The following is a 13,281-nucleotide window of genomic DNA, read 5'->3' as shown; positions in this document are numbered from 1 at the left end:
TCCTATGAAAAAGGAGGATATATGAAACGGGTTAAGATGATTGTTGCCTATGACGGCACCAATTACTGCGGCTGGCAGATCCAGAATAACGGGATCACCATTGAGGAAGTACTTAATAAAGAACTGACTTGTCTTTTAAAGGAGCCTGTTACCGTGATCGGTGCCAGCAGGACTGATTCCGGGGTTCATTCTGAGGGAAATGTGGCAGTCTTTAATACGGAGAATCGGATGCCTGCCGATAAAATATGCTTTGCCTTAAACCAGAGGCTGCCGGATGATATCCGGATTCTGCAGTCTGAGGAGGTAGCGCCGGATTATCATCCAAGAAAGCAGAACTGTGTTAAAACATATGAATATAAAATCATGAACCGGAAAATCGAAGTGCCTACCATGAGGCTGTACAGCTATTTCTGCTATTTTCCCCTGGATGTGGAACGGATGCGGGAAGGCGGTGCGTATCTGGTGGGAGAGCATGACTTTAAAAGCTTCTGTACGGCCCGGGGACAGGCAGAAGAAACGGTGCGTACCATTTACAGCCTGGACATTGAAAAGGCCGGGGATCTCATTACGATCCGCATTAAGGGAAGCGGTTTTTTGTATAACATGGTGCGGATCATTGCCGGAACATTGATGAAGGTGGGAATGGGAGTGTATCCGCCGTCTTATGTAGAAGAGATCTTAGATGCCAGGGACCGGAAAACAGCAGGGCCAAAGGCGGCTGCCAAGGGACTTACTCTGGTAAGCCTTGATTATGAAACAGAACTTAAGAAACAGATCAGGGGAGAAAATAAGGAATGGAGTTATACTCTTTTCCAGGATCAGATCATTTCGGAAGGAAAGGCCTGGCTTAATATCCACAGGTGCCGGGAGGAAGATTTTGAAAGACTTTTGATCCGGGTGGTCCATCAGGCGGTACAAAACGGCGCCAGGACCATTTTTGTGAGAGATGAGGAGAAGGCTGGAAGGATCATTTTGGAGAAAGCTTACGGATTTTATACTTTTCAGGCTGATTCTGAGAACAAGGGCTGGTATATGACGCAAAAATAAGCCGAAAAATCTTGATTGATGCGAGCAGGAAGTCAAGCAATCGTGATTGCAGGTTCATTTGGTGATTAAGGAAGCGACAAGAAGGGCCTGCAAAGCGAGTTTCTTCATATATTATGGGAAAAGAGGTTGACACATCCGGCTGAATGTAATATAATGTATAACTGTGACGTTAGACGAAAATGTTCAGCCAAAGCCCCGGAGTGAGCATTTTGTAATATAGTTATGCTTATAAAAACCATAATTTACAGGAGGTTGTCCAATGAAGACTTTTATGGCTAGTCCAGCAACAATTGAAAGAAAATGGTACGTAGTTGATGCTACAGGATATACATTAGGACGTTTGGCTTCAGAAGTAGCTAAGGTATTAAGAGGTAAGAATAAACCGATCTACACACCGCATATGGATTGCGGCGATTATGTGATCGTTGTAAACGCAAATAAGATTACCGTAACCGGTAAGAAATTAGATCAGAAGATTTACTATAACCACTCTGACTATGTAGGTGGTATGAAAGAAACAACTTTAAGAGAAATGATGGCTAAGAAGCCTGAAAAAGTCATTGAACTGGCTGTTAAAGGTATGCTTCCAAAGGGACCTTTAGGTAGAAGCATGATAACAAAACTTCACGTATACGCAGGTGCAGAACATGACAATGCTGCTCAGAAACCAGAAGTTTTAGAGTTCAAATTTTAATCAGAGGCGCTGAAAGGAGGAAGTTATCATGGCTAATGCAAAATTTTATGGAACAGGTAGAAGAAAAAAATCTATCGCTAGAGTATATTTAGTACCAGGCACTGGTAAGATTACCATCAATAAGAGAGATATTGACCAGTATTTAGGTCTTGAAACATTAAAGCTTGTTGTACGTCAGCCGTTAGTTGCTACAGAGACAGTTGATAAGTTTGACATTCTTGTAAACGTTCACGGAGGCGGATTCACCGGACAGGCCGGTGCAATCAGACACGGCATCTCAAGAGCTTTGCTTCAGGCAGACGCGGACTATCGTCCGGTTCTTAAGAAAGCAGGTTTCTTAACAAGAGATCCAAGAATGAAAGAAAGAAAGAAGTACGGCTTAAAGTCAGCTCGTCGTGCTCCGCAGTTCTCAAAGAGATAAGCACACAGAAAATCGAATATCACCAGAACCCCGAAAAACATTATGTTTTCGGGGTTTTTTTATATGATGAAACAACAAGAAACGCTTGTAAATAGTATCAAAATTCAGAGGTAACTGACATGTAACTAACAGGTAACTTACAAATAAAAAGATATACGAAATAGAAAAATTATCGATTGTAAGGAAAGGAATCCATATGATAGAATATGCACAAGGACAATCGTGTTGCAGGGTGTGTTGACCTCATTCTAAGAGAATGGGGGTGATGCCTATGAAAAATCGTTTTGATTTTAAGGATATTATGACCTTTGGTCTTTTCCTTTTGGCATTACTTACATTCGTTTTTTCGTTTTGTAAGTAGCTGTACATAGCAAAACCACCCTATAAACTTTGGACGGTTAAGGGTGGCTTTGCTTCTCATATAATCAGCACTCTAAGTTCTTCAAGCGATAGTTTTTGCCTGTTTCATAAGGGTAAAAGTAATGTAAGTTCAACAGTTTCCGACTTATATTTACATGGGTATATTTGGATGGAAATATACAGGCTGCTTACAGGTTGCTTACAGAGAATCAGCCCCGGTATTAAGGCGGGGAACCATATGGAAAAAAAGTGAACCGGATATAAATCCCTATGCAGGGGCGGACAGTTTAGGCTGTCCGCCTCTTTTTCTGCCTGCGGGGCGGGACCGGTATTGGCCGCTGTGACAGAAGGGGGCAAGCCCAGCGCTGTTTTGCCGGTAATTGGCAAGTGCTGTTTATCATTGTAAAATCGTCGGAATTATGGTATTATAAAACGGTTAGACAAAACTAACCAGGCTTGCCGTCATGCTGTTTAAACAATTGCTGAGAGAAAGCGGCAGATAACCATATGATCCATAATGTTATGATGCCGAAAGGGTAAAGCCGTCATGAAAACCAATACCACGTGGGAATTTTGCGGGCACATGGCCCGTGACGCAGGAGGTGGAACATTAAATGAAGATAAACATTAATAATCTTGCAGATTATTACGCAGGGACAGATATAACCTTTGCGGCTGCTGGTCAATATCACATCCAGCCAGGCCGGTCTATTGTCAACGCCCAGACTTCACCGGAGTTTTGCGGATTGGTCATTCCCCTTGAGGGAAGCGCCTGCTTTACATTAAGCGGCGTACCCTATATCATGACGCCCGGCATGGTGATTCATGCGGGTCCAGGTGTGCAATTGGATAAAAAAGTAATCGGAAATACGACATGGCGATATGCGCTGCTTCATTATCAGGTCCCCCAGCACGTGCATTCTTCATCACCTTTTTTTTCTTCTGACTTTAATATCCCAGTCGGGATGAATCCCCGTTTGTTTGACATGGTAAGCCAGCTGGTTACCAGCTCAGTCACGCCGGGGAGTGCGGCAGCTCTGCGAAGCCGTTCCCTGTTTCACAATCTGATTGAGGAAATTGTTGTGTCGGCCTTCAGGCAGCATTGTGATAACTGTGGCAGCTTAATTGAGGATGCGGTCGCTTTTATGCATGAAAACTATTCCAGGCAGTTTTCCATAACAGAGCTGGCGGCGCAGTACGGCATGGATGGGAAACGGTTTGCAGAGCTGTTCCAAAGACATATGGGAATGGCACCCATCCGGTATTTAACAGCCCTTCGGATCGAGCGTTCCAAAGAGCTTCTGAGAATAAGCGACTGCCCTGTTATACAGGTGGCGGAGTACGCAGGATATATAAATTCCTATTATTTCAGCAGAATATTTAAGAAAATTACTGGGATTACACCTACGGATTTCCGGGCAGAAGCAAAAGCGGGAAAAGTATAGCTTTAAGCGGAAAAAAGTGTATTTACTTGTTTACCATGTTTTGATACACTTACTGGTGTTGAGTTAGACAAAACTAACTAATATTTATATTGGAGGAAGGAATCATGAAAAGACTACTGGGGCTGTTTTTGACAGCCGCACTTTTAACCGGATTGGTGGCGGGCTGTGCCGGAACACCTGTGGATAACAGCGGAACAAGCACGCCGGAAACAGGAAATACGGAAGCGGCAGCGTGGCCGAGAACATATGTTGATGCCAGCGGAACGGAAGTGGTCTTAGAGGCAAAACCGCAGAAAATCGCTTTGCTGTTCTTCCATCATTACGAAGCGGTATTGGCACTGAATGCACCGCTTTATGCCGCGACAGATCTGGAAGTATACAATGGCTGGGAGTCACTTAAACCGTATTTGGAAAAAACAGAACTTATTGATCTGGGCGGTACCAGGGAACCTAACCTGGAAAAACTCGTGGAGATTGAACCCGACCTGATCATCTCAGCAGCCGGGGTGCATGACGAGATATTAGACAGCCTTAGGAAAATTGCGCCGACCGTTGTTGTCAGCAGAAAAGATAACTTTGGCACCTGGCAGGGGACACTTCGTGAATATGGCAGGATATTGGGCGAAGAAGCATTGGCCGAGGAACGGATCACAGACTTGGAAGCCATGATTTCAGAAGCGCGCATGACATTGAGCGCTCATTCAGATAAAACGGTGGCTTTGATCCGGCCCTTAGAGAAAGATGTTAATTACTGGATGCCCGACTATGTATATAGCCCGGAAGGTGGCTTGGGCATAACTAGCGCCCTTTCAAAGCCGGATAGCGTGTCAGCAGGTGCAGTCACCTCCTATGAAGGGTTTGCCGAAGCCGACCCTGACTATATCTTTTTCTATGAAGATGCACTGAATGAGGATGATGAAGCCATACGAAAGAGCTTGGAAGAAAATGCGTTATGGGGATCCCTAAGTGCCGTTAAGCTGGGACATGTGTATATTCTGGATCGTTCGGCTTTCTCCGGAGGACCGCTGGCAATGGAACTTGGTGTGAAAACAATCCTGAACGCCATGGCACCTTCAGAATAAACCAAACCAACAGGACAGAACGAAAATTCGGCACAGATCTATTCCAAGTAATTTCTGGAGAAATCATGCTTGAAAACCGGGCACAGCCTGTTCGATGGCCTGCGCCCGGCTTTTTGTATTGCCTGAATTTTTATATTACCACGGAAAGGAGGGGCGAAACTGATTGTGATGAAGAACTTAAGACGCTTCCTGTGCTATTACCGCCCCTATAAAAGACTGTTTTTTCTGGATCTGTTCTGCGCGGCGGCAGCAGCTCTGCTGGGACTGCTTTTTCCGTTTACAGTGAGCCGTATTGTAGATACCCTCCTGCCCACCGGGGACTGGAACCTCATTTCATCTGCCTGCGCTGCGCTGGCGGGCATCTATCTTGTCAACACTGTTCTAAAATACATCGTGGGTTATTGGGGAGAGCGTTTGGGGCTATATATCGAAACCGACCTGCGAACCGAGCTATATATACATATGCAAAAGCTCTCCTTCCGATTTTTTGATAACCACAAAACCGGCCAGCTTGCGTCCCGTATTTCCAACGACCTGCTGGACGTGGGGAACATGGCTCACTATGGGCCTGAGCATCTTCTGATCTCGGTTTTCACCCTGATTGGCTCCATGTTCCTGATGTTTTGCGCTAACTGGCAGCTTGCCCTTTTGATGAGCATCTTTGTCGTGGTGCTGCTTGCAATCAACATGTATTTTATGAAGAAGCTCGTGGAGGCCAGGAAACGCATGTTTGGGGCCATCGGCGGCTTTATGTCCCGGTTAGAGGACGGAATCGGGGGCATCCGGGTGGTGCAGGCTTTTGCCAACGAGCCTTATCAGCAAAAGCTGTTCAGAAAGGACAATGAGAAATTCTGTGAGGCAAAAATTGAGGGCTTCAAGCATACCGCGAAGAATGAGGCAGTAACATATGTATTCCTCAGCCTGCTTCCGGTGCTTGCCCTGCTGGGCGGCAGCTACCTTTCTTTAAATGGCGGCATGAGCAGCGGTGAGCTGTTTGGTTTCATACTGCTTGGAAATGTAATGATGATGCCAATCCAGATGCTGGCCGCTTTTTCTGTCCGGTTTCCCAACGGTATGGCTGGATTTAAAAACTTTGCTGAAATCATGGACACCGAACCGGAGATCAAGGACACCCCGGACGCTGATGAAGTATGTTTTCTGCGCGGGGATATCGAATACGAAGACGTCACCTTTGGCTACAACAAAGACCAAACCGTACTGGAGAACATAAACCTTTCCGTCAAAGCTGGAGAAACTGTCGCCTTTGTGGGCGCTTCCGGTGCGGGAAAGACCACGCTTTGCAGCCTGCTTCCCCGGTTCTATGAAGCGGACTCCGGGCGCATCACCATTGATGGAACAGATATTAAGAAAATCACGCTTCAGTCTCTGCGGCGGCAGATTGGTGTGGTGCAGCAGGATGTGTTTTTGTTCGCGGGGACCATCCGGGAGAACATTCAGTACGGCAAGCTGGACGCCACGGAGCAGGAAATATGGGAGGCGGTACGGTGCGCCCAGCTCGACGAATTTATCCGGGAGCAGCCAGATGGTCTGGATACCCTCATCGGAGAACGGGGCGTAAAGCTTTCTGGCGGACAAAAGCAGCGGCTGTCCATCGCCCGGATGTTCCTAAAAAACCCGCCCATCCTCATTCTGGACGAAGCGACTTCCTCTCTGGACACAGAAACCGAGGCGGCAATACAGAAATCCCTCGCCAAGCTTACAAAAGGGCGGACAACCCTGATTATTGCCCATCGGCTGGCGACCGTGCGCAGCGCCGACCGGATTTTGGTGATGACGGAGGAGGGCATTGCCGAGCAGGGAGGGCATCAGAAGCTGCTGCAACAAGGTGGCATATACAGCCGTCTGCACCGGACGCAGTCCGAGGCATAGCGGCAAGGAGGTAAACACCCTAATGAATCAAAGAAATAAACCGGCATCGCCGGTCCAGATAAATCCACAGAAAAAGAAGAGCCGTGTATGGGCGGCGTGGCTCATTATCGTATGCGGCGGCGTGGCACTTATACTGCTCATGGCGTTTTCCGTCACCAAAGGCGCGGCACAGATTCCGCTATCCACGGTATGGGATGCCTTGTTCCGCTTTGACAGGGAAAGCACCCATCACCTCATCGTAATTGACCTGCGCCTGCCCCGTGTAATTGCCAGCGCTCTTGTGGGGGCGGCTTTCGCGGTAGCTGGCGCCATCATGCAGGGAACAACCCGTAACCCCATGGCGGATTCCGGGCTTTTGGGCATCAACGCCGGAGCAGGCTTTGCCCTTTCCATCTGCTTCGCCTTTTTCCCCGGCATGGGATACATGCAAATGATCCTGTTCTCTTTTTTAGGCGCAGCATTGGGCGCAGGGTTGGTAAACGGCATTGCCTCTATGCACCGGAGTGAAGCGACACCCATGCGTCTTGTGCTGGCAGGCGCGGCGGTCAGTGCGCTGCTGGCAGCTCTCGGTCAAGGCATTGCCCTGTATTTCGATGTTGCCCAGGACATCATGTTCTGGACAGTAGGCGGCGTGGCTGGTTCCAATTGGGAGCAGATTAAAATTATGACGCCGTGGATACTGGCAGCCCTGCTGTGCGCGGTCGCTTTGTCCCATTCCATATCTCTTCTCAGCTTGGGTGAGGATGTGGCAAAGGGTCTTGGGTTGAATGCCGCCGCCGTTAACGTTCTTTGCACCCTGACCGTTCTCATACTGGCCGGAGCCTCAGTTTCTGTCGTGGGTGCGGTGGGCTTTGTCGGCCTCATCATCCCCCATCTGGCGAGATATCTTGTGGGCGTGGATTACCGCTGGATTATCCCATCCTCGGCTGTATTGGGCGCTTTGCTTATGGTGGCGGCAGATTTGGGTGCGAGGATGATTAACCCGCCCTTTGAAACTCCCATCGGCGTATTGACCGCGCTGGTGGGCGTACCCTTCTTCCTTTACTTATCCCGCAAACAAAGGAGGGCGCTGTAATGAACAAACAACAAATGACAATACAACAGAAAAACGAAGCGTATAAGCGAAAGATCACCATCCGCAACACGGCCATTGTTTTCGGCTGTGCGGCCTTGCTTGTGATTTCCTTCATCATCAGCATGAATACGGGCTACACTAAGCTTACTCCCATGGATACCCTGCGTACTTTATTCGGCGGCGGTACCGCCAAGGAAATCTTGATCTTGTTTGATTTCCGTCTGCCCCGCATCGTCATTTCCATGCTGGTAGGGAGTGGGTTGGCACTTTCCGGGTGCATTATCCAAGGTATATCCAAAAACGCCCTGGCCGACCCAGGTTTGCTGGGTATCAACGCTGGGGCAGGGCTTATGGTCATCTTATATGTGATGTTCTTCGGGGCACAGTCCTTCCTTTCGGTGTTTACTCTGCCCTTCCTTGCTCTGGCAGGCGCGGGAGTGACGGCCAGAGTTATCTATGCGCTGGCATATAAGAAGGAAGAGGGCATTGCACCCATGCGCCTGATCTTAACAGGCGTGGCAATACAAGCGGGCATTTCCGCGCTAACCACCTTGCTGGTGGTCAAGCTGGACGACGATCAGTTCGGCTTTGTGGCGACATGGCAGGCGGGCAGCATTTGGGGCAGCAACTGGAAGTTCGTGATGGCTTTACTGCCATGGCTCCTTTTATTGATTCCCTATGTGTTGTATAAGGCCCGTGTGTTAGATGTGCTGAATATGGGGGACGATGTGGCGTGCAGTTTGGGTGCGAATGTGGAGCATGAACGGCGCTGGCTTCTGACTGCATCGGTAGCATTGGCGGCTTCCTGCGTGGCGGTCAGCGGCAGCATCAGCTTTGTTGGGTTGATTGCACCCCATCTGTCAAGACGGCTGGTGGGACCCAAACACTCAATATTGCTGCCCACCTGCGCCCTGACGGGCGCTGTGCTGGTATCTGTTGCGGATACCATAGCACGGGTGATCGTACAGCCCTCGGAGATACCTACCGGCATTATGGTGGCGATTATCGGAGCACCGTATTTCCTCTATCTGCTGGCAAAAAGCAGATAGCGACGAAAGGATTGATATACATGAACAGCATTGCAACAGAGAAGTTAACCGTCGCCTATGACGAAAACCTTGTGGTGGAGGACTTGGATATGCAGATTCCGCAAGGGAAAATAACGGCCATCATCGGGCCGAACGGCTGCGGGAAGTCCACGGTACTCAAGGCCGTGGGCCGTATCCTGAAACCTAAGGGCGGCATGGTTTACTTAAACGGGGATGATATTCGCCGTCTGACCACAAAGGAAGTGGCGCAGAAAATGGCAATTTTGCCTCAATCTCCCCAGGCCCCGGCAGGACTGACCGTGAGTGAGCTGGTGGCCTATGGCCGCTTTCCCCATCAGCGGGGATTCGGCAAGCTCAAGCCTGAGGACAAAGAAATCATCCAATGGGCGCTGGAGGTCACAAAACTTACGGAGCATGAAACAACTGACGTGGACAACCTCTCCGGCGGACAGCGCCAGCGGGTGTGGATTGCGATGGCGCTTGCCCAGCAGACCGACCTGATCCTTCTGGACGAGCCGACGACATATCTGGATCTGGCCTATCAGCTGGAGGTATTGGAACTGCTCTACCGCCTGAACCGGGAGCAGGGATGCACCATCATCATGGTATTGCACGACTTAAATCTTGCTTCTCGTTTTTCCGACTACATGATCGCCATCCGCTGCGGTGACATCATCAAGCATGGCACACCGGAAGAAGTGATGACGACCGGGGTGCTACGGGAAACCTTCCACATTGACGCTGAGATTGTAAAGGAATCCCGCACAGGCCGCCCCACCTGCGTTTCTTATGACCTGATTCCTGAAATGCCGAACGAATGTGATGATTGCGAGTGTGCATGTTCATGAAGAAGCTGGCAATTTACGGGAAAGGCGGCATCGGCAAGTCTACCACCGTTTCCAATGTATCGGCGGCAATGGCGGCAATGGGGCTGACCGTCATGCAGATTGGCTGCGACCCGAAGGCAGACTCCACGTGCAACCTGACAGGCGGCAGGAACATTTCTACGGTTTTAAATACCCTGCGGGAGAACGGCGATGCAGAGCTGGGTGATTTGGTGGTCAAAAGCAGCACCGGTGTGCTCTGTGTGGAATCGGGCGGGCCGGTGCCCGGCGTGGGCTGTGCGGGCCGTGGCATCATCACCGCCTTTGAAAAGCTGGAAGAATTGGACGCCTATGAAGTCTTTAAGCCAGATGTTGTTCTCTATGACGTATTGGGCGACGTGGTGTGCGGGGGCTTCGCCATGCCTATCCGGGGCGGATACGCCGACCAGGTGTGCATCGTGACCTCGGGGGAGATGATGTCCCTCTATGCCGCCGCAAATATAGCCCATGCCGTCAAGAGCTTCGGCAAGCGGGGTTATGCTTCCCTGCGGGGACTGATCCTCAACGCTAAAAATATCGAGGGTGAAAACGAGCTGGTAGACAAAGCGGCAGCGGAGATTGAAACAAGCGTCATCTACCGCCTGCCACGGAATCCCCTGGTGCAGCAGGCGGAAGCAGAGGGCAAAACCGTGGTAGAGGCATTCCCGGACTCCGATATGGCGAACCATTACAAGGCGCTGGCAACATTGCTGCTGGACGGAGGCGAAGGATCATGAAGGATGAATTAAAACACATAAAACCCTTGTCGGCGGTGAAGTCGGGAACAGGTATAAGGTTTCTGTCCCCAGCCGTTTCCCCCGGCTGCCACTGTCCTATGAGAATGGCGGCTCTGACGGCAAAGGACATCCGGGGACTCTCATCCCTGTTGGTGGGTATGCCGGAATGCGCCACCCATGTGCGGCTTTTCAATCCCAAGCCGGAGGGAAAGCATGGCGAGCTGCACTGGCTGTATGTGCTGGATCAGCATGAGGTGGTGTTTGGCTGCCGGGACGGACTGATAGATGCCCTCAAAAAAATGGGCAAAGCCGGTGCGAAGGCCATCCTGCTGATCGTCACCTGTATCCCTGAGTTGATCGGGGAGGACATTGAAGGCATTATCCGCGAGGTGCAGCCGGATATTTCCGCGCCTGTGGCCTATGTAATGCTGGGACAGTTCAAAAACTTCAGTTATCCGCCCGGCTATTGGAAAACGCTGAAAGCTATGGGTTCGCTGATGAACGCAAAGCAGACGGAGCCGCTTCGTATCAATGTGCTGGGCCGACGTCCGACGGAGGATCATATCGTTATGCCGCCGCTGCTTCAGGAACTGGAGCGCCGCGGGCTGTCCATTCGCTATCTCGCGCCAGGGGCTTTCCTGACGGATTTCCAGAGCGCGCCCGACGCAGCGCTGAATCTGGTGGTTTCTCCATATACACAGCCTTTGGCAGTCAGAATGAAAGAGGAATTCGGCGTACCATACGTTGCTCTGCACACTCTCTTTTCTGTGGAAGCTATTGACAGGGCTTATGAAGAAATCGCGGAGAGGTTCGGTTTTACATGGGCTGGTGAATTCTCCAAGGAACGGGAAAAAGCCCGTTCCTTGGAGAATGAAGCGGTGAAACGGCTAAACGGACTTCGGTATATTGTTTCTTTGGGGGTTGGAATGCCCCTTGCTCTTGCCGGTTATCTGGCGGGCTTTGGCATGGAGCCGCTGCTTTTGCATATGGAGGAATTCTACCCCGAGAATAAAGATCACGCCAAGGCACTTCTTGCCCTGGGGCAAAATCCCCTCATCTGCCGGATGGTGAATTTGAACGCGGAATATCCGATTATTGCAGAAATGGCTCCAGATCTTTGTTTTGGGCGGCTGCCGCCGGAGAACAAGACCATTCCCAATGTGGAAAATGTGTATCAGTTATATGGGAAAATTGGTTACGGGCTGACTATAGCGCTTTTGGAACAAACGCTGAAGGTATTACGCAGAGACGGAATATCCGAGAAAGGGGTGAATGCCTATGGGACTGCATCGGTTTAAGCCGCTTCCTTCGGGGCGCATGGGGATTCTGTGGACGCTTGCATCCATTCGGGATGCGGCTGTGGTGGAATTTGGCTGCATGGGGCACATGATGTACAGCGGCGTGACACTGGAGAACACTGGTGTGCGCGGTGCAGGCAGGCGGTACTCCACCCACATCGACGAAACTGATATCGCTTTGGGCGGCACGGACAAGCTGGCTGCAACCATCGCTCATGTGGTGAGATATGACAATCCTAAAGTGATTTTCCTGCTCCCATCCTCCATCCCCCAGGTGATCGGGACAGACCTTCCCGCTGAAGCCAAACAGTTGCAGCGGGAATATCCCGGCACCCTCCTGCTGCCCTTGGGGCACGGTGGGTTTGAGATAACCCAGCACCGGGGAGTACAGGAGGCGCTTTTGCGGCTGGTGCAGGCGCTGCCCCGGGATGCGGATAAAACGTCGCAACCGACCTTCAATATTATTGGCTCATGTGCCGATTTGTTTCGGTTTCAGGCTGATGCACAGGAAATTCTGCGTATCATGCAGGGGGCATTTGGTATGAAACCGCTGTGCGTGCTGACTTCCGATACCTCCATCGCGGACATTGAAAGCATGGGCGGGGCGCATATCAACCTGGTCATTCGGCGCGAGGGCGAGAGCGCCGCAAAGCATTTGCAGGCGCGATTCGGTACGCCGTATCTGATTGGCCGGCCCTACGGTGTGGAGGGAACGGCGCGCTGGATCCGGGATGCTGCTGAAATGCTGAACGCCCCAACCAACCGTGATTTTATGAACAGCCAAATAAGGGAAGTGAAAAAACTGCTTTCGGATATAGCTCCCTGGCTTCGGCACCTTATCCGAGATCAACCCGGAGAGATCCGGCTCTCCGTCGGTGCTCACGCCGATGTGGTACGGGGCATCCTCGATTTCGGCCACGGCGAGCTTTCCCTGCCCAAAGGCACATGCTGGTGCGACAGTCCCGACATGGCGGGTGACGGCATCCCCTATTTCACCGAGGAACAGTGGATGCAAGCAATACAGGCTCAGAAAAAGGGGCTGTTGATGGCAAGCGGAGAGGCGCTGGAATGGGCGGATCGAAACCGGACGCTGCAAATCGCCAATCCCGATACGCGGCGGCGGCTGAATCCCTATGTTCCGCCCTTTGTGGGCTTCCGCGGTGCGCTTCACCTGATCGACCTGTGGCTGAACGCTGCGCTGGAGCAGGAGGAGGGCGAGGAAGATTAATATTTCCATACACTGCTGAATTTTGTAAAGTGGGAACGGCTGTATGAAAAATCTCACTCAATCCCAGTCCTATTATATTTGTGTTTTCATTA

The 13,281-nt window shown here is 50.6% G+C and carries 12 protein-coding genes; all 12 read left to right on the top strand.

Translation table 11 applies throughout. From position 1 onward, the window contains the following. Window positions 1-21: 21 nt before the first annotated feature. The 12 genes from truA to K401_RS0104650 all read left to right on the top strand — a co-directional run bounded on the left by truA (window position 22) and on the right by K401_RS0104650 (window position 13,189). A complete protein-coding gene (gene truA / locus K401_RS0104710; protein ID WP_024291876.1) occupies window positions 22-1,047 on the top strand; it encodes a tRNA pseudouridine(38-40) synthase TruA in 1,026 nt (341 codons plus the stop codon). A gap of 259 nt (window positions 1,048-1,306) precedes the next feature. Then, the gene (rplM, locus tag K401_RS0104705; RefSeq protein WP_024291875.1) at window positions 1,307-1,741 is read left to right on the top strand and encodes a 50S ribosomal protein L13; all 435 of its coding nucleotides are present in this window, start codon (window positions 1,307-1,309) and stop codon (window positions 1,739-1,741) included. Window positions 1,742-1,769: 28 nt separating this feature from the next. Continuing rightward, window positions 1,770-2,162 carry a 30S ribosomal protein S9 gene (gene rpsI, locus K401_RS0104700; protein ID WP_024291874.1) on the top strand — a complete coding sequence of 131 codons (393 nt, stop codon included), beginning with the start codon at window positions 1,770-1,772 and terminating at the stop codon, window positions 2,160-2,162. 974 nt (window positions 2,163-3,136) lie between these two features. After that, complete coding sequence (locus K401_RS0104690) at window positions 3,137-3,967, top strand: AraC family transcriptional regulator (protein ID WP_024291872.1); 831 nt, start codon at window positions 3,137-3,139, stop codon at window positions 3,965-3,967. A gap of 104 nt (window positions 3,968-4,071) precedes the next feature. Continuing rightward, complete coding sequence (locus K401_RS0104685) at window positions 4,072-5,049, top strand: ABC transporter substrate-binding protein (protein ID WP_024291871.1); 978 nt, start codon at window positions 4,072-4,074, stop codon at window positions 5,047-5,049. A 168-nt stretch (window positions 5,050-5,217) separates the two neighbouring features. Continuing rightward, the gene (locus K401_RS0104680; RefSeq protein WP_024291870.1) at window positions 5,218-6,939 is read left to right on the top strand and encodes an ABC transporter ATP-binding protein; all 1,722 of its coding nucleotides are present in this window, start codon (window positions 5,218-5,220) and stop codon (window positions 6,937-6,939) included. Window positions 6,940-6,961: 22 nt separating this feature from the next. Continuing rightward, window positions 6,962-8,014 carry a FecCD family ABC transporter permease gene (locus tag K401_RS0104675; protein ID WP_024291869.1) on the top strand — a complete coding sequence of 351 codons (1,053 nt, stop codon included), beginning with the start codon at window positions 6,962-6,964 and terminating at the stop codon, window positions 8,012-8,014. 14 nt (window positions 8,015-8,028) lie between these two features. Beyond that, window positions 8,029-9,063: a FecCD family ABC transporter permease gene (locus tag K401_RS0104670; protein ID WP_330363134.1), complete on the top strand. Its 1,035-nt coding sequence runs from the start codon at window positions 8,029-8,031 to the stop codon at window positions 9,061-9,063. Between the two features lie 20 nt (window positions 9,064-9,083). Continuing rightward, entirely contained in the window at window positions 9,084-9,911 is an 828-nt protein-coding gene (locus K401_RS0104665; RefSeq protein WP_024291867.1) for an ABC transporter ATP-binding protein, read from the top strand. Beyond that, a complete protein-coding gene (locus K401_RS0104660) occupies window positions 9,908-10,663 on the top strand; it encodes a nucleotide-binding protein (RefSeq protein WP_024291866.1) in 756 nt (251 codons plus the stop codon). The genes K401_RS0104665 and K401_RS0104660 overlap by 4 nt, the downstream gene beginning before the upstream one ends. Beyond that, window positions 10,660-11,961: a nitrogenase component 1 gene (locus K401_RS0104655; RefSeq protein ID WP_024291865.1), complete on the top strand. Its 1,302-nt coding sequence runs from the start codon at window positions 10,660-10,662 to the stop codon at window positions 11,959-11,961. The genes K401_RS0104660 and K401_RS0104655 overlap by 4 nt, the downstream gene beginning before the upstream one ends. After that, window positions 11,942-13,189 (top strand): nitrogenase component 1, encoded by a 1,248-nt coding sequence (locus K401_RS0104650; protein ID WP_024291864.1) that lies wholly within the window; start codon window positions 11,942-11,944, stop codon window positions 13,187-13,189. Before K401_RS0104655 ends, K401_RS0104650 begins: the two co-directional genes overlap by 20 nt. The last annotated feature ends 92 nt before the right edge of the window (window positions 13,190-13,281 follow it).

Origin of the sequence: Lacrimispora indolis DSM 755 (assembly GCF_000526995.1) — a bacterium.
Taxonomy (GTDB): Bacteria; Bacillota; Clostridia; order Lachnospirales; family Lachnospiraceae; genus Lacrimispora; species Lacrimispora indolis.
This window is presented reverse-complemented; position numbering and strand designations above follow the sequence as displayed.